The sequence below is a fragment of the Tardiphaga sp. genome (assembly GCF_028290785.1).
In the GTDB taxonomy this organism is placed as follows: Bacteria; Pseudomonadota; Alphaproteobacteria; order Rhizobiales; family Xanthobacteraceae; genus Tardiphaga.
Window position 1 is genome coordinate 1 of the sequence record NZ_JAQGJD010000100.1, and the last position, 19,141, is coordinate 19,141.

Sequence of the window (19,141 nt, forward strand, 5' to 3'; positions counted from 1 at the left end):
GGCGCGCTGCGCGGGTTGCTGTTGCGGAAGGCGTCGCCGGCGCGCGGCTTGCCGTCGCCGCGCGAGAGATCGCGGGCGCGCGCCGCGGCCTCGGACTCGACCTTGCGGACGGCTTCCTCGAGCGACAGCCGCTCCCGGGTGATCTCGGATTCGCTCAACGGAGGTTCGACGCTGCGCAACTGCGCGATCAGCGCGCTGCGGGCCCGTTCATAGAGCGCACGGCGCTGGTCGCCGGGGGCACTGGGGTCCAGTCCGGCGATGGCGCGGGCAATCAGCGGGTAGTAATCAGCCATCGGTACTCGAGTCTGTGAATGCCCGCACTTTGCGGGCATTCCGGTAATAGTTCGTTAAGCCTCGAACGGGTTTTGCACCAGAATAGTATCTTCGCGTTCCGGGCTGGTGGAAAGCAAAGCAATCGGACAGCCCACCAGTTCCTCGACCCGGCGCACATACTTGATCGCCTGCGCCGGCAAATCGGCCCACGAGCGGGCATTGGCGGTAGGTTCTTTCCAGCCTTCGATGGTCTCGTAGATCGGCACGATGCGCGCCTGGGCGCCCTCGCCGGCCGGCAAATAGTCGATTTCCTTGCCGTCCAGCAGGTAGCCGACGCAGACCTCGATGGTGTCGAAGCCGTCGAGAATGTCGAGCTTGGTCAGCGCCAGGCCGTGGATGCCGCAGGTCCGCACGGTCTGCCGCACCAGCACGGCGTCGAACCAGCCGCAGCGACGCGGACGGCCGGTATTGGTGCCGAATTCGCGGCCGCGCTCGCCGATGCGGCGGCCGATCTCGTTGTCGAGCTCGGTGGGGAACGGACCCGCGCCGACGCGGGTGGTGTAGGCCTTGCAGATGCCCAGCACATAGCCGACCGAACCCGGACCCATGCCGGTGCCGGTCGCGGCCTGCGCCGCCACGGTGTTCGACGAGGTGACGTAGGGGTAGGTGCCGTGATCGACGTCGAGCAGCGCGCCCTGCGCGCCCTCGAACAGGATGCGCTTGCCCTCGCGGCGCTTCTGGTCGAGCAGCCGCCACACCGCTTCCGCGTAGGGTAGTAGCTGCGGCGCGAAGCCCGAGAGTTCTTCCAGAATGGTGGCGCCGTCGAATTCCGGCAGGCCGAAACCGCGGCGCAGCGCGTTGTGGTGGGTCAGCAGGCGGTCGATCTTGTGCGGCAGCGTATCGAGGTCGGCGAGGTCCATAAGCCGGATGGCGCGGCGGCCGACCTTGTCTTCATAGGCCGGGCCGATGCCGCGCTGGGTGGTGCCGATCGCGGTGGCCTTGCTGGCGTTCTCGCGCAGCGAATCGAGTTCGCGGTGCAGCGGCAGGATCAGCGTGACATTTTCGGCGATGCGCAGATTGTCCGGGCCGATGTGCACGCCCTGCGCCTGCAGCCTGCCGACCTCGTCGAGGAACGCCTGCGGATCGAACACCACGCCGTTGCCGATGACGCCGAGCTTGGAGGGCCGCAGCACGCCCGAGGGCAGCAGCGCCAGCTTGTAGGTGGTGCCGTTGATGACCAGCGTATGACCGGCGTTATGACCGCCCTGGAAACGGGCGACGATGTCGGCCTGCTCCGACAACCAGTCGACGATCTTGCCTTTTCCCTCGTCGCCCCACTGGGCGCCGACGACGACAACATTGGCCATTTCGAGGTAATCCCTGCAATTCACGTGTCGAAGCATGATCGGACGAGAAACGGTCTGCCGTTTCCCGGATCATGCCGCTGCGCCCAGCCAAACACGGCCGCGGCCGCTCGCATGCGAGGCATGACCGGGGATAACGGATGCCGCCTGGGGAAGCAAGCCGGAACGACCCTAAAAGGCCCTCGCACGGCGTCGGCAAACCCTTGATATCCCCTGAAAATCCGGAGCCGTGTGGCGGGAATGCGGCGGGCGGCGAGGTGCGGCCATGACAAATCGCGCTCCGGCAGAGCGACGACCCTGACAAAGCATGAGCGGCACAATCGGCCACGACCATGCGCTAGATCAAAGTCAAGTGTACGGAAGCCGACTATGACTTGTCCCAGGTGAAGGACGGCGATTCCCCTCTACCGGCGCAGGGCCGGGAATACGGCGGAAATCGCACAGGCGCATGCCCGACGTCACAGCGATCGACACCCGACCCGACTGCCCGCCGATTATCCGCCCGCATCTCCCGCGACCGCCCCGCTCCGGGGCCATCTCCAATTCTTGAAAGACCTCATGGCCCTGCTGCATCGATTGATGACGACCGAGCCATTGCTCGCGCTGTTTCTCACCATCGCCATCGGTTATTTCGTCGGCAAGCTGAAGATCGGCAGCTTCACGCTGGGCGGCATCGCCGGCACGCTGCTGGTCGGCGTCATCATCGGCCAGTTCGGCGTCAACATCGACGCCGGCATCAAGGGCATCTTCTTCGCGCTGTTTATCTATGCGGTCGGCTTCCAGGGCGGCCCGCAGTTCTTCCACGCGCTGAATCGCCGTTCCATCAACCAGCTCGTCTCCGCCTTCGTGATGTGTTTCACCGGCCTGCTCTGCGTGCTCGGCGCGGCATGGCTGTTCGGGCTCGACCGCGGCATGGCCGCGGGGCTCGCCGCCGGCGGCCTGACGCAATCGGCGATCATCGGCACCGCCGGCGATGCCATCGGCAAGCTCGGCCTGTCTCCCGAACTGATGAAGACCATGCAGACCAACGTCGCCGTCGGCTATGCGGTTTGCTACATTTTCGGCTCGCTCGGTCCGATCATCATGGTGAGCTGGTTTCTGCCGCTGATCATGAAGTGGAATATCCGCGCCGAGGCCGTCAAGCTCGCTGCACAACTGTCCGGCGGGCGCGGCGAGCTCGATCCCGGGCAGTTCAACGCGGCCAGCCCGATCGCCACCCGGATCTATCAAGTCACCGGCGACAGCAAGGCCGCAGGCCTCGCGACGCTGGCGATCGATCGGCAGCTTTCCGACGCATCCGTGGAGGCGATCTACCGCGAGGGCAAAACCCTCGACCTCACCGACGCCACGACGGTCGCGGTCGGCGACCGCGTCGCGATCACCGGAAAGATCGCCGAGCTGGCGACGGCATCATCGCTGTTCGGCAAGGAGATTACGCCGCCAAACGGATTGCTGCTGGTGCAGGAAAACCGCGAGATCATTCTCACCAGCCGCGCTTTGGACGGCCGCACCATCGGCGACATCCACGATCATGCCAATGTCGAAACCCGCCACGGCGTGTTCCTGACCGCGGTCAAGCGCATGGGCCTCGACCTGCCGGTGCTCGACAAACTGGCGTTGAAGCGCGGCGACGAGCTGCATTTCACCGGCAGCCCGGCAGACCTCAACCGCGTGCAGTCGAAGATCGGCTACAAGATCACCGCCGCGGCAGTGACCGACTTCGTGTTCTTCGGCATCGGCATGCTGATCGGCCTGCTGCTCGGCATGATCCAGTTCAGGATCTGGGGCATTCCGATCTCGATCGGCAGCGGCGGCGGCTGCCTGCTGTCCGGACTGTTGTTCGGCTGGCTGCGCAGCGTGCATCCGAACTTCGCGGCATTGCCGCAGGGCGCTTCCAACTTCCTGCGCGATTTCGGTCTCGCCGTATTTGTCGGCATCGTCGGCATCTCCGCCGGTCCGCAAGCGCTGGTGGCCATCAAGCAGCACGGCCTGACGCTGTTCTTCCTCGGCGTAGGCGTCACCCTGATCCCGCAGATCGTCGGCTTCTTCTTTTCCTACTACGTGCTTCGAATCCAGAATCCGATCGAGGCGCTGGCCTGCGTCGCCGGTGGCCGCAGCGCCAACCCGGCTTTCGCCGCGCTGCTGGAAAAGGCCGGCAACGCCACGCCGGTGGTGTCGTTCACCGTCACCTACGCCGTCGCCAACGTGTTCCTGACCCTGTGGGGACCGCTGATCGTCGGCATCATCACCACCAACGCCACACCATAACGTCATCGACACTTTCCGCCGACACCTTCCATCGACTACCGAGGATTTCGTCATGCTGGACCCCAATCGGAACTACAAGCAATACGCCAAGCTGAGCCCGTTCGAACTGAAGGACCAGTTGATCGAAACCGCCTCCTCGGATGCGCAGCGCCTGATGCTGAACGCTGGCCGCGGCAATCCGAATTTTCTGGCGACCTTGCCGCGCTGGGCGTTTCTCAGCCTCGGCGATTTCTCGCTGCGCGAAGCCGAGCGTTCCTACTCCTATCTCGACAGCGGCTTCGGCGGACTGCCCGAGCATGACGGCATCGTCACGCGCTTCGACGCCTATGCGATCCATCACCGGACCTCGGACGGCGTGCGCTTCCTGCGTTCCGCACTGTCCTACATCAAGGACCAGCTCGGCCTCGACCAGGAATCGTTCCTGTTCGAAATGGTCAGCGCCTTCCTCGGCTGCAACTATCCGACCCCGCCGCGGATGCTGATTCACACCGAGGAAATCGTCAAAGCCTATCTTGCGCAGGAGATGTTCGGGCCGCTGCCGCCGCGCGGCGACTTCTCGGTGTTCGCCACCGAGGGCGGCACCGCGGCGATGACCTACATCTTCCAGACCCTGCGCACCAACCTGCTGGTCAAGCCCGGCGACAAGATCGCCATCGCGACCCCGATCTTCTCGCCCTATCTGGAAATCCCGGTGCTGGCCGAATACGGGCTGGAGATCGTCGACGTCCGGATGGACCGGCTCGACGACTGGCAATTGCCGCAATCGGAGATCGACAAGCTGCTCGATCCCGCGGTCAAGATCTTCTGCCTGGTCAATCCCAGCAACCCGCCGTCGTCCAAGCTGTCGGATGCCGTGCTCGATCAGCTCGCGAAGCTGGTGGAGAAGCGGCCCGATTTGTTCATCGTCACCGACGATGTCTACGGCACCTTCGCCGACGATTTCGTCTCGCTGTTCGCCAAGTGTCCGCGCAACACGCTGTGCGTCTATTCGTTCTCGAAATTCTTCGGGGCGACCGGCTGGCGGCTCGGCGCCATGGCGCTGCATAATGACAACGTTTTCGATGCCGCGCTGGCAGCGTTGCCGGAAGCCGACAAGCTGTTGCTCGACAGGCGCTACGCCTCGCTCACCACGACGCCGCGCGAGATCGCCTTCATCGACCGGCTGGTTGCCGACAGCCGTGCCGTGGCGCTGAACCACACCGCAGGCCTGTCGGTGCCGCAACAGCTACAGATGGCGCTGTTCGCGCTGAACGGGCTGATGGACCGCGACCACCGCTACAAGGACGCCGCCAAGCAACTGATCCGCAAGCGCTACCAGACGCTGTACCGCAACATGGGCGTGGTCGCGCCGCATGAGCTCAACGATGTCAACTACTACTCGCTGATCGACCTGCAGGAGATCGGCGGCACGCTGTATGGGCCGGACTTCAAGGCCTGGTTCATCAAGAGCGATCTCGGCATCAGCTTCCTGTTCCGGCTGGCCGAGGAGACCGGCGTGGTGCTGCTGCCCGGCAACGGCTTCGAGGTGGTCGATACCTCGGCGCGGGTGTCGCTCGCCAACCTGACCGAGATCGAATACGCCTCGATCGGACGGTTCACCCGACAGGTGTTGGATGAGTGTTTCGCGGACTTCAATAAGGGGAAAGCCGCAAAGTAGCATTGCAGGCGCGCAGTCTGGCTCCCGCAGGGAGCGGCCGAATATTGGCAGGGCGGAGCGACATGTCTCCGTCTGCGCTGTTCGGGCTGCGGCGGACAGGTCGCTATTGCGCCGTGCCGGCGCCGGGACCATCCTGCGGCGCCGCCGAGGAGTTTCCGTTGCCCGATCATCCTGACATCAAACCACTCGGGCCAGCACCGCTGATGCCCGGTTTCCAGCTCTGCGACGTCGCCGCCGGCGACGGCATCACCATCCGCGCGGCGGTCGCCGGCGACGGTCCGCCGCTGCTGCTGTTGCACGGCCATCCGCAGACCCATGTCACCTGGCGCAAGATCGCGCCGGAACTGGCGAAGCATTTCACGGTGATCGCCGCCGACCTGCGCGGTTACGGCGACAGCAGCAAGCCCGACGGCGGCGACCGCCACATCGCCTATTCCAAGCGCGCGATGGCAGGCGACATGGTCGCCGTGATGCAGGCGTTCGGACATCGCCGATTCGGCGTGGTCGGCCACGACCGCGGCGCGCGCGTCGCCCATCGCATGGCGCTGGATTTTCCGGACGCGGTCTCAAAGCTGGCACTGTTCGATATCGTCGCCACGGCGACCATGTACGCCCTCACCAACAAGGAATTCGCGACCCGGTACTTCTGGTGGTTCTTCCTGATCCAGCCGGCGCCGTTTCCCGAGAGGATGATCGGAGCCGATCCGGAATATTTTTTGCGCAAGCACGTCGAAGGCCAGAACAAGGTGGCCGGCGCCACCGAGGCCGCGGCCTTCGCGGAATATCTGCGCTGCTATTCCGACCCGGCGACGCGTCACGCCATCTGCGAGGACTATCGCGCCGCCGCGACCATCGATCTCGACCATGACGCGGCGGATGCCGAGGCCCGCATCCAGGCGCCGCTGCTGGCGCTGTGGGGCGGCCAGGGCACCGTCGGCGCGCTCTATGACGTGATCGCGCTGTGGCGCGAAAAGGCCTTGCAGGTGGAAGGCCGGGCGCTGGATTGCGGCCATACGCTGCAGGAGGAACGGCCGGCCGAGACGCTGCAGGAAATCCTGTCGTTCTTCCCGCGCAGGTAAGCAATCGTAGGCGGATTCGAGCGTCATCCGCCGTGTCGGCGCCATACGCTTCGCTATTGCGCCCTGCGGCATAGGCCGCGTCAGTCGCGAAGTGTGAGCGTCCCCTGCGAAGCCATTGCGGCGGCGTAGGACGGAAATGCCCGACATCACAATGACATCGACCCATCCAGTTCGATCGCCGTCATTCCGCCTTATATAAATACCTCCCTACGAGTCACGCCAGCGCGCAATAGAGCCATGCGCGCAGGGATTGAACATTCCGACGCCTCGCCCGCCTAACCACCGGGGCCTGTAGGGAGTGTGATGATGAGACTTTTCATCCTGGCGGCGCTCGCGCTGGGCGCGTGTCTCGGTACCGCGTCGGCGCAGCAGGCCGGTATGGGTTGCACGGCGCAACCATCGGCCGCGGGCACGCAAACGCTGCGTTGCGGCGCCGGCTTGACCATCGTCGCCGAGAGCGGCGCGCAGTTCACGCTGCTTGACCGCGACGGCAACGGCCATGTGGACGCCGTCGAGTTGCAGAGCAAGGCGGTGTTCGTCGAGGCGCCGAAGAAAAAGACCGGCAAGCCGTTCGAGGTGATCACGCCGCAGGCGATCGCCGCGGTGCGCGGCACCAAATGGGCGGTCGATGCCGAAGGTACCAAGACCTCGGTATTCGTCGATACCGGCCGCGTCGCCGTGCGTCGGACCACGGCGCCGGGCCAGGTCGTGCTCGGCCCCGGCGAAGGCGTCGATGTCGATGCCGCCAGCTCCGCACCGCTGGAGGTGAAACGCTGGGGCGCGCCGCGCGTCGCGGCGCTGATGGCGCGGCTCGGCCGCTAGCGCGGCCGGAACGACACTTTTCAACGAATGAGACCGCCGAGGATGAAAGCCCGCGCCCTGCAAACCCCGATCGCGATCGTGCTGGCCGGACTGTGGGCCGCGGCGCTGGCGTTCGGCTATGGCCGCGACGGCGATTTTCTCGACCGCTTCGAGGCCACGCTGACCGACCTGCGGGTGCTGGCGCGCGGCGCGAGGACGCCGCCCGATCTCGTCACCATCGTCGCCATCGACGATGCCGTGGTGCGCGAGAGAGGCGCCTATCCGCTGCCGCGCGCCACGCTCGCCGCGCTGATCGACGAGATCGCGCGCCACAAGCCGAAACTCGTCGTGGTCGATCTGCTGCTGCTCGATCCCGGCCCGCCCGAGGGCGACGCGGCGCTGGCCCGCGCGCTCGGCGATACCAACGCGGTGATCGCCGCGGCGGCGGTGTTCGACCGCAGCCGGCAGACCGTGGCCGCCCAGGACGACAGCCCGTTCGCGGACCTGCCCAGCGCCGCGCGCTTCCTGCTGCCGCAAAAAATCTTCGCCGACCAGGCAGGTACCGGCATCGTCAACGTGACCACCGACCCGAGCGGCATTCCGCGCTCGATTCCGATGCTGTTCCGGTCTGGCGATGCGGTACTGGTATCGCTGGCGCTGCGCGCCGCCTCGGCGGCCTCGCACAACGATCCGACCATCGCACGAAACGCGTTCGCTTTGGCCGGCGCCGACATTCCGACCGATGTCGGCCATCTGCTGCCGCTGTCGTTCTATGGTCCGCACGGCACCATTCGCACCGTCGGCGCCGGCGCCGTGCTGAACGGCCAGTTGGCGCGCGCCGATGTCGAGGGCCGCGTGGTCGTGGTCGGCGTCACCGTCACCGGCGGCGGCGACTTCTTTCCGACGCCGTTCGACCCGGTGACGCCCGGCGTCGAGGTGGTGGCCACCGGGATTACCCATCTGCTGGCCGGCGACGCGCTGCTGCGCAATCCCGCGGTGCGCCTCGCCGACGCCGGCATTGCCATCGCGCTGGCGATGATCTCGGTCGGCTTGCTGGCATGGCGGCGCAACGCCATCGGCCTGATCGCCATCGCGGCGGTGGCCGCGGTCTGGGGCGCCTTCAACGTTGCCGCCTACTGGCATGGCGTCTGGATGAGCGCGGCGCTGCCGATCGCCGCCGCCGCGCCGCCGGTGTTGCTGTTCGGCGCGCTGCAGATCTGGGCCGGGCGAACCCAGACCCAGGTTCTGGCGGCCCGGAGCCGCCTGATGCGTCCGTTCCAGGCGCCCGGCCTGCACGACTGGTTGCTCGCCGAACCCGACTTCCTGCTGCGGCCGGTGCAGCAGAACGCGGCGATCGTCTTCATCGACCTGTCGCGCTTCACCGCGCTCAGCGAAACGCTGGGCGGCGAAGCGGTGCGCGACATCCTGAAATCGTTTCACGCGCTGGTCGATCGCGAGGCGATCGGCAATGGTGGCGTCGTCATCAACTTCATGGGCGACGGCGCCATGATCCTGTTCGGGCTGCCGCACGCCAGCGATATCGATGCCGCCAACGCCGCACGCTGCTGCGTCGGCCTGAGCGTGCGGACGGCGGCATGGATGCGCGAGCTGCCATCGCCGATTGCCAACCAGATCGGCTTCAAGATCGGCGCCCATTTTGGTGAGATCATCGCCTCACGGCTCGGCGGCGGCAGTTACCAGCACATCACCGCGACCGGGGATTCCGTCAACGTCGCCAGCCGCCTGATGGAGATCGCGGCCGGCCATGGTGTCGAGGTCGCGGTCAGCGACGACCTGCTGCGCGCGGCGGGCGACGACTGCGCGCTGCTCGCCACCGGCAGCCTCACCGGGCCTACCGAGGTGATGATCCGCGGCCGCGCCGGTACCATTCGCGCGTGCCTGTGGCGACATGCCGCCGCCACAGGTCAGCCCGACGGCGCGGAAGCTTTGGCGCTGCACTGACCAGCGCCGTCGCTGGCTCAGTGGGTGTTCGTCTCGCTCCACTTTTCCAGATCCGGCTTTGGCGTGTCCTGCGCCGCGGGATCCTGCGTATTTTGCGCGGGCTGCTTCCAGGGCTTGTCAGTCCCGGGATAGGGCTTCCAGTCGGTGCGCTGGCGCGGATCGTCTTTGGGGGTTTCCTGGCTCATGGCGGCTCTTTCTAAGATCGAGATCAGTTGGTGGCGCCGCCTAGCGCCGTGCCGTTGCCGGCCAGGCTGGAGGGCACGCTGACATGCACCTCATGCCCCTCGCGCACCGCCAGCGAGGCGGCGGCGACGGCGGACTCGAATGCAGATTCCTTGGTGTCGTAGATGCCCTCGACATTGCCGTCGTGCAGGATGCCCCATTTGCTGGATCTCTCAGAGCCTTCCGTAACGGTTTTGCCGGTCGCGATAATGGCGTAAGTCGCTAGTCCCATAACGTCCTCCTCGGGCTGTACCCGGGGGAACGTGGAGCATTGCAACAGGTTCCGGAGGCCGGTAACCGCCGGGAAAGAAACATGTCGAAAACCACCCGGGCGACGCTGGCGCTGACGAAACTCGGCGTCGCCTTCTCGCTGCACAGCTACGACTACGATCCGCAAGCGGACAGCATCGGCCTGCAGGCCGCAGCGGCGCTCGGCGTCGAGCCTCGGCGGATGCTGAAAACGCTGATGGCCGAGGTCGATGGCCGGCCGGTCTGCGTCGTGGTGCCCTCCAACAAGGAGGTCAGCATGAAGAAGCTCGCCGCGGCGTTCGGCGGCAAGACCGCGAAGATGATGCGCCCGGCCGACGCCGAACGGCTGACCGGCTATCACGTTGGCGGCATCAGCCCGTTCGCCCAGAAGAAGCGCGTGCCCACCGTCATCGAACAGGCCGCGCTGGCCGACGCCACGGTCTTTCTGAACGGCGGCCAGCGCGGGCTGCAGATCGAGATCGCTCCCAACGATGCGCTCGCCGCGCTGCAGGCGATGGCGGCGGCGCTGACGGAGTGAATGTGCGGGAGGATACTCATGAACCTTGTGTCAGACGACTGAGACTCAATTCGGCGGGCAATCACCGGACAAGGACTCCCGTCAAAGCGGAGGGTGGCAAGTCGCAGCATTGACGCAAGGGTTCTGCGGGGGAACAGCGACTTGATTTGCGAATTATCGAGACGAAAACAAGGGAGAGAAACCATGCGTTCCATTCTCGCAGCCGCCGCTGTCCTCGCCGCGCTCGGCGCCACGCCAGGCATCGCCCGCGATTATCCGTGGTGCGAACGGACCTCATTCAACGGCTTCAATCCGAGTTGCTCGTTCACGTCTTACCGACAGTGCATGGCTACCGTGAGCGGCCAGCGCGGCGATTGCATTCTGAATCCGCGGCTGGCGTTTGGCGAGCAGCGGCGCCAGGGCCGCGTGGTCCGCGACCGTTCCGGGGATGGCTGGGACAACGGCTGGAATCGCGGCTGGTAGTTTTGACGGCCTCCAGACTGGATCGATACCAGACGCCGGAACATTGCCAGTCAGCGCGGGTTTGCTGCACAACGACATGTGGAGCAAGCCATGGACATCAAACCGGACCGTGACGTCGCGTGGTGCATGCTCGCGGCGATCATGATCGGCAATGTCATTTGTGCGATCGTCTATCTGCCGAACTGGTATTAGACATAGTGATATCGGTCCCCGGGCGCGGTGCACTGCGCCGCCTTCTTGGCGGCGTGGTGCGCCGCACATCCGGGGTCCCGGTTGCGTAAGAAAGAAACCGGGATCCGGACCTGCGGAGCGGCATAACAATGCCGCACCGCGTCCGGGAAACGGCCCCTGTTTTCAATCCAAACGATGAGACTCCAGCCCCGTCTCAGGCGGCGCGCACCGAATTCAGGAAGTTGGCGACTTCGCGCTTGAGGCGGGCGCTTTCGCCGGACAGCGATTTCGCGGCGGTCAATACCTGCGACGACGCCGTGCCGGTCTCGCTGGCGCCGCGCTGCACGTCGGTGATATTGGCGGAGACCTGCTGGGTTCCTTGCGCGGCCTGCTGCACGTTGCGGGAAATTTCCTGGGTGGCGGCGCCCTGCTCTTCCACGGCCGCAGCGATCGTCGAGGCGATTTCCGACATCCGGCCGATGGTATCGCCGATTTCACGGATGGCTCCGACCGACTCCTGCGTCGCGGCCTGAATGCCGCTGATCTGCGCACTGATCTCGCCGGTAGCCTTCGCGGTCTGCTCGGCCAGCGCCTTTACCTCGGAGGCGACAACGGCAAAGCCACGCCCGGCCTCGCCCGCCCGCGCAGCTTCGATGGTCGCGTTCAACGCCAGCAGATTGGTTTGCCCGGCGATGGTATTGATCAGTTCGACGACGTCGCCGATGCGGGCCGCCGCCTTTGCCAGTTCACCGACGCGGTCGTTGGTTTTCTGCGCCTGCTCCACCGCCTCATGGGCGATGCGGGCCGAGTCCTGAACCTGGCGACTGATTTCGTTGACCGACGAGGACATCTCTTCGGTGGCAGACGCGACCGACTGCACATTGGTGGAGGCTTCTTCAGAAGCGGCCGCGACCAGCGTGGTCAGTTGTTCCGACCGCTCGGCGGTCGATGTCAGGGTGCCGGCGGAAGCTTCCAGTTCGGTGGACGCGGACGATACGATATCGACGATCTCGCCGATCATCGCTTCGAAGTCGCCGGTCAGCCTGTCCACGCGCTGGCCCCGCTGGATCTTGGCATCGGCCTCGACGGCAGCCGCTTCGTCGGCGGCCTTCTTGGCGACGAGAGCCTCCTTGAAGATCTGCAACGATTTCGCCATCGTCCCGATCTCGTCGGTGCGGTCCGTCGCGGGAATCGCAACCTCGTGCCGGCCGGCGGCAAGCTCGCTGACCGCCTCGGTGATCGTTGCCAGCGGCGTAATCACCCGGCGGCGCAGCATCACCGTGACGCCGGCCAGGACACCAAGCAGGGTCAGCACGGCCGCGCACGTCAGCGCGAGCATCAGCAAGGCTTCGTTGCGGGCCGTCTTTGCCCGCTCTGCCGCCTCGGCCAGCGCCGCGTCGCGCACCACGATGAAGGCCTCAATGGCCGGTACGATGGCCTCAGCAAATTCGCCCGACGTCATGGCATATTTACCGTCGCTGCGCGCGGCCGGCATTTCCTTTTCCATGGTTGGCGCTACGCGCCCAAAGTAGCCCTCGATCGCGACCCTGAGCGGTTTGGCAAGACGCTCGGGCTTGCCAAGCTGATCGACGGTGGCCTCGATCCGTTCGCGACCGCTATCGATACGACCCTGGCCACGGTCCATCGTAGAAATTTCTGCGGCCGTCAGCGGACGCCGGGCGCTGAGCGGAAGCGAAAATGTCGCCGCACGACTGCCGCCGGAGACCCGGATGTCCTGGGCCGTCCGGGCGACGCTCAGCAGCGCCGTCAGCGAGGCATCGGCAACGGCGACCTTGTTTTCCAGACGGTTCAGCAGCGGCTCGACCATGGCGATGGCCTTGCCGATGCCGGGCAGGAAGCCCTTGACCACCGCGGGATCGCGCGCGGTCATGGGGACAATCATGGCGCGGTCGGCGGCTGGGCGAACTTCGGAAAGGCTTACCGCCGCAGCGTTCAGGCCATCGATCACGAGCTCGCCGTCGCTGAGCGCGCCGACGGCAGCCCGCGCGTTGGCGAACGCCTGGTCGGATACCTTCGCTACTTTGACAACGGTCTCAAGCTGCGCCGGGGTGGCGGCGGCTTCCTGAAACAGCGGGCCGACATAGGGCGCTCGCTGGGCCGCCATGCTCTGCCCGACCACCAGAACAGCACCAAAGGCTTCCACGGCCTTGATCGCATCACTCTTGCTGGCGACGGTGTTATACTGGGGCACGATCACCTCAGCACCCAACAAGACAGCCAATCCGGTCACCGAGAGCATTGATAGCGAAAACAGCCGACCGATTTGCATGATGCGTTTCCCTTATTTCGTTCCGCCGAATCTATTGGAGAGGGCATAAGATCGGCTTAACGATCCGGACGACCACAGACGCGCGAATGGTAGTTCGGTAGTGGGAGCAGGATCTGCGGACTTCTTCCGCATTCCCGTTGCTACATTCGAACTATCATCGGGAGTTCATGCGAATCGTCCACGCGACGGCGCGTTGAAATCGTGTCCCGGACGCGGTGCGGCATTCTCAGGCGATGCCCTTGCATCGCCGCTATGCCGCTCCGCAGATCCGGGATCCCGGTTTCTCTCTTCGCAAGCAACCGGGACCCCGGATCTGCGGCGCACCACGCCGCCCCAGCGATGCTACGCATCGCAAGAGGCGGCGCAGTGCACCGCGTCCGGGGAATGATACGATTGATACCGGCCCTCGGCTCAGGCGGCGCGCACTGAATTCAGGAACTTGTCCACTTCCAGCTTGAGCTGCGTGCTCTCACTGGACAGCGATTGCGCGGCGGACAGCACCTGCGAGGCGGCCGAGCCGGATTCATCGACGCCGCGCTGCACATCGGCGATGTTGGCGCTGACCTGCATCGTGCCCTGCGCGGCCTGCTGCACGTTGCGTGAAATCTCCTGGGTAGTGGCGCCCTGCTCTTCCACCGCGGAGGCAATCGCCGAGGCGATCTCCGACATCTGGCCGATGGTGCTGCCGATCTCGCGGATGGCGGCCACGGAGTCCTGCGTCGCGGCCTGGATGCCGTTGATCTGCTGACTGATCTCGCTGGTTGCTTTCGCGGTCTGCTCGGCGAGCGCTTTCACTTCGGCGGCGACCACCGCAAAGCCGCGGCCGGCTTCGCCGGCGCGCGCCGCTTCGATGGTGGCGTTGAGCGCCAGCAGGTTGGTCTGCCCGGCGATGGAATTGATCAGCTCGACGACGTCACCGATCCGGCTGGCGGCCGTCGCCAGTTCGCCGACGCGCCGGTTGGTTTCGCTGGCCTGCCCGACCGCATCGTTGGCAATGCGTGCGGATTCCTGCACGCGGCGGCTGATCTCGTTGACCGAAGACGACATCTCCTCGGTGGCCGACGCTACCGACTGCACATTGGTGGAGGCTTCTTCCGATGACGCGGCGACGGCCACGGTCAGCGATTGCGAACGCTCCGAAATCGACGTCAGCGTGCCGGCCGAAGCCTCGAGTTCCTTCGACGCCGACGACACCTTCTCCACGATCTGGCCGACCGCGCCTTCGAATCCATCGGCGAGCTTCATCATCTCGCGCTGCCGCTCACCGGCGGCGCGCTGTTCGACGGCGCTCTGCTCGGTCTTCATGCGCTCGACCTCGAGGCCGTTGGCCTTGAACACCGCCAACGCGGTCATGATCTCGCCGATCTCGTCGCCGCGGCGCGACACCGGGGTTTCCACCGTGAGGTCGCCCTGCGCCAGACGTTTCATGGCGGCGATGCTCGCCTTGAGCGGCCGCGCCACGCCGTTGCGTGCTGCGATGAAATTGGCGACGATGGCCAGGAACATCACGCCGACCGTCGCATAGATGATGAACCACAGGGTCTCGTTGGCGGTTTCGAGAAATTCGACCTTCTTGATACCGACATAGAGGATGCCGAGCACGTCGCCCTGGGCGTCGAGGATCGGGTCGTAGGCCGTCATGTAGTTCTCGCCGAGAATCGTCACCTCGCCGCGGAACGGCGTCTTGCGCTCGATCACGGATTCATAGGCCGCGCTGCGCGCCAGTTGAGTGCCGGTGGCGCGGGCGCCGTCCGGCTTCATGACGTTGGTCGCGATCCTTGTATCTTTCATGAAGATGGTGGCGGTGCCGCCGACCAGGGTCTTGATCTTGTCGACCACGCTGACGTCGCCGTTGAGCACGTTCGTGCCGGCAAACAGCTTGCCGTCCTCGATCTTGAAGGTGCTGCCGCGCGTGCGCAGCGCATCCCACGCCACGCGCATATTGGTATCGACCCGCTCCGCCGCCGTCTTCGCAGCGCCGCGCTCCAGCACGAACTTGGCGACGCCGGTGACGCAAACACCGAGCACCAGAATGCCCGACACCGACATTACCATGATGCGGGCGACAAGGCCGAGGCTGCGGCGCGGCTTGGGGCTGCTCGGTGATGACATGGCAATCTCCTGAACGGGCATCGAGCCGCTAAAATACTAATTTGGTCATCGCCACGCGCGCGCGACAATCGGACATTCACACGACGGGAATGCGCCTGCGGCGCGGTTGCTATACATGTGAATGTACCCACGACCCGTATGGGACACGTTAACGACGCAGGCGGCCGAACGATGTGATCGTGCACAAACGCCAAAACTTCGGCATCATGATACCAAAGTGCCGCGCCAAATCGACGCTGGCGCTTGTCATGTGGCTAGAGTTTGCCGCTGGCAAAAACCCATGCGGCGATCGCCGCCGGCAGGCCGACGGCAAACCATGAGAACACCCGCCCGGCCTCGTCGAGCAGCAGCGCCGACAGCAGCCCGGCCAGCGACAGCACGCCGATGACAACCGGGATTCCGAACACGCGGAGCCAGCCGCCGGCACGGCGCGAGGTCGGCTTCATGAGGTCAGCCGCAACACCGGCGCGGCGGGGCGCGCGACGCGACGCGTCTTCTTGCGGCGCACCCACCACAAATACAACCCGCTACCGAGCACGACGATGGTCAGCCCGTCGAGCAGCGCCCAGATGATCTTCAGCGGCATGCCGCCGTAATCGCCGAAATGCAGCGGCTGCGACACCAGCAGCGCCTTGAGATAGAGCGGCAGCTCGCCGGCGGCAGCAACGGACGCGTTCTCACCGTCGAGCAGCACCGGCTTGACGACGCGCGCGGTCAGCGTGGTGTCGCCGCGCATGAAGGCGGCGAAGTGATGCGACGACGTGAACGGCGTCCCGGGAAAAGCGATGAAGGACACATCCATCCCCGGCGCGGCTTTCATGGCGTTGCCGACCACGGCATCGAGCGAGGCGAGGTGCGACGGCGCCGGTCGGCCGGCATAGGGCGCCACCATCGCCGCCAGCTCGGTGGACTTCCACTGGTTCAGCATCACTTCCGCCAGTGTATTGATGACCCCGGTTCCACCGACCACCAGCGCCCACACCACGGTGATGACGCCGAGCAGATTGTGCCAGTCGAGCCAGACGATGCGGCGCGACTTCTCCGCGCGGATGGTTGCAAAGTTCAGGCGCCGGGTGAACGGCCAGTACAGCACGACGCCGGAAACGATCGCGAGCATGAACAGTAGGCCCATCGCGCCCATGAACAGCTTGCCGGGCTGGCCAAGAAACACGTCGGTGTGCAGCTTCAGCACGATCAGCATCGGGCCGACGCCGACCAGGCCGAGCGGCCTGCCCGTATAGGCATCGAACGACTTGACGACGGCATTGTCCGGCGCGCCGTCGACCGCGGTGTTGGTGAAGGCGGTGACGCTGGCCGGCTCGTCCTTGTCCCAGGCCAAATACTGCAGCACGCTGCCGGGATGATCGGCCAGCGCGGCGCGGCCGATCGCCTCGATGCTCAGTTTTTGCGCTCCGAGCTGATGCGCTTCCGGCTTCGGCGCATAGCCCAGCGCCGCGTCGATCTCATGATGAAAGATCAACGGCAGGCCGGTCAGGCACAACAGCAGTAGAAATACTGTCGAGACCAGGCTGGTCCATTTGTGGACCCAGGACCAGATGCGGGCCGTTCGCGCTTTCAGTGCCGCCTCCTCTCAGGCGTTACCACTTGTAGCCGATGCTGCCGACAACGCGGCGGCGATCGCCGTAGAAGCACGACACGGTGCCCGCGCAGTTGGCGACGTAAATCTCGTCGGTGATGTTGGTGAGGTTCACCGCCAGCCGCCAGTTCTGCCATTCGTAGTGAACCGCGGCGTCGCCGAGCGTCCGCGACGGCACCGGCAGGGTATTGGCGGTGTCGGCGAAGGACGAGCCGACGTAGCGCACGCCGCCGCCGAAGCCGAAGCCGCGCAGCCAGCCATCCTGGAACGTGTAGTCGGCCCAGCCCGACGCCATCTGCCGCGGCGTATTGGTCGGCACGGTGCCGACCAGCGTCGGATCGAGATCCTTGCTGACGAACAGGTTGTAGGTGGTGAACGAACCGGTGACCTTGAAGCCCGGCGCCAGATTGGCGACGGCTTCCAGCTCAAGTCCGCGCGAGGTGACTTCGCCGTTCTGCGTCTGCACAACAGGCACCGAATTGGGAAGCGTGCTCAGCGCGTTCTTGCGCTTCAGGTCGAACAGCGCGACGCCGAAATGGCCGTCGAAGCCGTTCGGCTGGAACTTGACGCCGACCTCGGTCTGCTCGCCGGTTTCGGGCAGCAGCAACTGGTTCGCCGCATTGAGGCCGACGACCGGATTGTAGCTGGTCGCGTACGACACATACGGCGCGAGACCGTTGTCGAAGTTGTAGATCAGGCCGGCGCGGCCGCTGAACTTGCTGTCTTCGCGGCTGAGATTGGTGCCGCCGGCCAGCCGGTCTTCGCGCCCGACATCGACCCAGTCGTTGCGGCCGCTCAGCACCAGCGTCAGCCGGTCGAGCTTGATCTGGTCCTGCAGATAGACGCCGAGCTGCTTCTGCGTGAAGCTGCCGTCCCGGTAGTTGGAGAACCCGCCGGGATCGACGACGTTGCCGTAGGTTGGACTGAACGCGTTGATCGACGCCCAGCCGAAGTTGAAGCCCTGGGTTTCGGCGAGCTGATAGTATTTGAGGTCGAGTCCGACCAGCGCCTTGTGGCTCAGGATTCCGGTGTCGAAACGATATTCGACCTGGCTGTCGAGATTGGCCTGGTTGGCGATGCCGCGGGTGCCGAACTTGTAGCGCGCGATATCGCCGGTCGCCAGGTTGGCGTTCCCGTTGCCGGTCAGGCCGGTGTAGTTGACGTCGGTATGGGCGAAGCGCGCATTCTGCCGGAAGGTAACGCTGTCGGAAAGATGACGCTCGAACTGGTAGCCGAGCATTTCCTGCTCGCGCTTGAACTGATCCTGGGTGGGATCGCCGACGAACAGCTTGGTGGGAATGCGGCCATACGGCGCGTCAACGACCGTACCGACATAGGGCAGGAAGTTGGCGGCGCGGGTCTCGTTGTAGGATGCCGATGCCAGCACCGTCAGGGTGGTGTCGGCGTCGGGCTTCCAGGTCACCGACGGCGCGATGAAGTAGTTGTTGTTTGGCGTGTAGTCGGTCTGGGTTCCGCCGTTCTGCACCTGGCCGACGAAGCGCGTATACAGCTTGCCGTTTTCCGGCGCGAGGGCGATCGGGGTGTTGATATCGAAGGCGAAATAGCCGTTGCCGAAATTATCGACGCCGGTCTCGACGTAACGGATCGGCTCTGCCTGCGGCATCTTGCTGACGACGTTGACGATGCCGCTCGGGCTGGAACCGCCATACAGAATCGCCGACGGACCGCGCAGCACTTCGACGCGCTCCATGTTGAAAGGCTGCAGCTTCCAGCTCGCATAGGACGTGTAGAACAACTGCAGGCCGTCGAGGAACACGCTGTTGTCGTCCGACTTGAAGCCGCGGATCAGGAACCAGTCGTTGCGGTTGTCTGCGCCGAACGTGCCCGCGGCCACGCCGGCCGTGTAGTTCAGGATCTGGTCGAATTTCGAGGGCTTCTGGTCGCGGATCTGCTCGGCTGAGATCACCGAGATGGCCTGCGGCGTCTCGTTGATCGGCGTGTTGGTCTTGGTGCCGGCCATGCTGCGGTTGGCGACGTAGCCTTGCACGGCGCCACGGGGATTTTCAACGAACGGCGCGTTGCGCGGCGCGACGGGCGCGCGGGAAACCGCGGCGCTGCGGGCCGCGCGCGGGGTG

General features: G+C 65.3%; 15 protein-coding genes and 1 pseudogene. 7 read left to right on the top strand and 9 right to left on the bottom strand.

Annotated elements, in window-relative coordinates; translation table 11 throughout:
- Together JWR89_RS05445 and JWR89_RS05450 are read right to left on the bottom strand one after the other, a co-directional pair.
- Positions 1–293 (bottom strand): annotated as a pseudogene (locus tag JWR89_RS05445) (hypothetical protein); the annotation flags it as partial.
- A gap of 54 nt (positions 294–347) precedes the next feature.
- The gene (locus JWR89_RS05450) at positions 348–1,640 is read right to left on the bottom strand and encodes an adenylosuccinate synthase (RefSeq protein ID WP_299712738.1); all 1,293 of its coding nucleotides are present in this window, start codon (positions 1,638–1,640) and stop codon (positions 348–350) included.
- 555 nt (positions 1,641–2,195) lie between these two features.
- On the opposite strand from JWR89_RS05450, the gene aspT reads away from it, so the two are divergent.
- From aspT to JWR89_RS05475, 5 genes are all read left to right on the top strand, one after another.
- Entirely contained in the window at positions 2,196–3,905 is a 1,710-nt protein-coding gene (gene aspT, locus JWR89_RS05455) for an aspartate-alanine antiporter (protein ID WP_299712741.1), read from the top strand.
- A gap of 52 nt (positions 3,906–3,957) precedes the next feature.
- Positions 3,958–5,562, top strand: a complete 1,605-nt coding sequence (locus JWR89_RS05460) for a bifunctional aspartate transaminase/aspartate 4-decarboxylase (RefSeq protein WP_299712744.1) — start codon at positions 3,958–3,960, stop codon at positions 5,560–5,562.
- Between the two features lie 203 nt (positions 5,563–5,765).
- Entirely contained in the window at positions 5,766–6,641 is an 876-nt protein-coding gene (locus tag JWR89_RS05465) for an alpha/beta hydrolase (RefSeq protein WP_299712772.1), read from the top strand.
- Positions 6,642–6,947: 306 nt separating this feature from the next.
- Positions 6,948–7,463: a FecR family protein gene (locus JWR89_RS05470; RefSeq protein ID WP_299712747.1), complete on the top strand. Its 516-nt coding sequence runs from the start codon at positions 6,948–6,950 to the stop codon at positions 7,461–7,463.
- Between the two features lie 42 nt (positions 7,464–7,505).
- Positions 7,506–9,404: an adenylate/guanylate cyclase domain-containing protein gene (locus JWR89_RS05475; RefSeq protein ID WP_299712748.1), complete on the top strand. Its 1,899-nt coding sequence runs from the start codon at positions 7,506–7,508 to the stop codon at positions 9,402–9,404.
- A 17-nt stretch (positions 9,405–9,421) separates the two neighbouring features.
- Here the strand turns inward: JWR89_RS05475 and JWR89_RS05480 are convergent, their stop codons facing one another.
- The gene (locus JWR89_RS05480) at positions 9,422–9,589 is read right to left on the bottom strand and encodes a hypothetical protein (protein WP_299712751.1); all 168 of its coding nucleotides are present in this window, start codon (positions 9,587–9,589) and stop codon (positions 9,422–9,424) included.
- A 23-nt stretch (positions 9,590–9,612) separates the two neighbouring features.
- Complete coding sequence (locus JWR89_RS05485) at positions 9,613–9,858, bottom strand: hypothetical protein (RefSeq protein ID WP_299712754.1); 246 nt, start codon at positions 9,856–9,858, stop codon at positions 9,613–9,615.
- An 81-nt stretch (positions 9,859–9,939) separates the two neighbouring features.
- Here JWR89_RS05485 and ybaK point away from each other — a divergent pair, with 81 nt between their 5' ends.
- Together ybaK and JWR89_RS05495 are read left to right on the top strand one after the other, a co-directional pair.
- Positions 9,940–10,413 carry a Cys-tRNA(Pro) deacylase gene (gene ybaK / locus JWR89_RS05490; protein ID WP_299712757.1) on the top strand — a complete coding sequence of 158 codons (474 nt, stop codon included), beginning with the start codon at positions 9,940–9,942 and terminating at the stop codon, positions 10,411–10,413.
- A gap of 183 nt (positions 10,414–10,596) precedes the next feature.
- Positions 10,597–10,875, top strand: a complete 279-nt coding sequence (locus JWR89_RS05495; protein ID WP_299712759.1) for a DUF3551 domain-containing protein — start codon at positions 10,597–10,599, stop codon at positions 10,873–10,875.
- Positions 10,876–11,260: 385 nt separating this feature from the next.
- Here the strand turns inward: JWR89_RS05495 and JWR89_RS05500 are convergent, their stop codons facing one another.
- The 5 genes from JWR89_RS05500 to JWR89_RS05520 form a co-directional block, all read right to left on the bottom strand.
- On the bottom strand, positions 11,261–13,336 hold the full coding sequence (locus tag JWR89_RS05500; protein ID WP_299712761.1) for a HAMP domain-containing methyl-accepting chemotaxis protein: 2,076 nt from the start codon (positions 13,334–13,336) through the stop codon (positions 11,261–11,263).
- Between the two features lie 411 nt (positions 13,337–13,747).
- Positions 13,748–15,448, bottom strand: coding sequence for a cache domain-containing protein (locus JWR89_RS05505; protein WP_299712764.1), 1,701 nt, complete (start codon positions 15,446–15,448; stop codon positions 13,748–13,750).
- 254 nt (positions 15,449–15,702) lie between these two features.
- Positions 15,703–15,894: a hypothetical protein gene (locus tag JWR89_RS05510; protein WP_299712767.1), complete on the bottom strand. Its 192-nt coding sequence runs from the start codon at positions 15,892–15,894 to the stop codon at positions 15,703–15,705.
- On the bottom strand, positions 15,891–17,027 hold the full coding sequence (locus JWR89_RS05515) for a PepSY-associated TM helix domain-containing protein (RefSeq protein ID WP_366142969.1): 1,137 nt from the start codon (positions 17,025–17,027) through the stop codon (positions 15,891–15,893). Before JWR89_RS05515 ends, JWR89_RS05510 begins: the two co-directional genes overlap by 4 nt.
- 19 nt (positions 17,028–17,046) lie before the next feature.
- Positions 17,047–19,141 (bottom strand): TonB-dependent siderophore receptor (locus tag JWR89_RS05520; RefSeq protein ID WP_299712769.1); only part of this gene is annotated, 2,095 nt, incomplete at its 5' end.

Coding starts and splice junctions, on each gene's coding strand:
- JWR89_RS05450 (WP_299712738.1), bottom strand. CDS start 1,640: ATGGCCAATGTTGTCGTCGTCGGCGCCCAGTGGGGCGACGAGGGAAAA.
- aspT (WP_299712741.1), top strand. CDS start 2,196: ATGGCCCTGCTGCATCGATTGATGACGACCGAGCCATTGCTCGCGCTG.
- JWR89_RS05460 (WP_299712744.1), top strand. CDS start 3,958: ATGCTGGACCCCAATCGGAACTACAAGCAATACGCCAAGCTGAGCCCG.
- JWR89_RS05465 (WP_299712772.1), top strand. CDS start 5,766: ATGCCCGGTTTCCAGCTCTGCGACGTCGCCGCCGGCGACGGCATCACC.
- JWR89_RS05470 (WP_299712747.1), top strand. CDS start 6,948: ATGAGACTTTTCATCCTGGCGGCGCTCGCGCTGGGCGCGTGTCTCGGT.
- JWR89_RS05475 (WP_299712748.1), top strand. CDS start 7,506: ATGAAAGCCCGCGCCCTGCAAACCCCGATCGCGATCGTGCTGGCCGGA.
- JWR89_RS05480 (WP_299712751.1), bottom strand. CDS start 9,589: ATGAGCCAGGAAACCCCCAAAGACGATCCGCGCCAGCGCACCGACTGG.
- JWR89_RS05485 (WP_299712754.1), bottom strand. CDS start 9,858: ATGGGACTAGCGACTTACGCCATTATCGCGACCGGCAAAACCGTTACG.
- ybaK (WP_299712757.1), top strand. CDS start 9,940: ATGTCGAAAACCACCCGGGCGACGCTGGCGCTGACGAAACTCGGCGTC.
- JWR89_RS05495 (WP_299712759.1), top strand. CDS start 10,597: ATGCGTTCCATTCTCGCAGCCGCCGCTGTCCTCGCCGCGCTCGGCGCC.
- JWR89_RS05500 (WP_299712761.1), bottom strand. CDS start 13,336: ATGCAAATCGGTCGGCTGTTTTCGCTATCAATGCTCTCGGTGACCGGA.
- JWR89_RS05505 (WP_299712764.1), bottom strand. CDS start 15,448: ATGTCATCACCGAGCAGCCCCAAGCCGCGCCGCAGCCTCGGCCTTGTC.
- JWR89_RS05510 (WP_299712767.1), bottom strand. CDS start 15,894: ATGAAGCCGACCTCGCGCCGTGCCGGCGGCTGGCTCCGCGTGTTCGGA.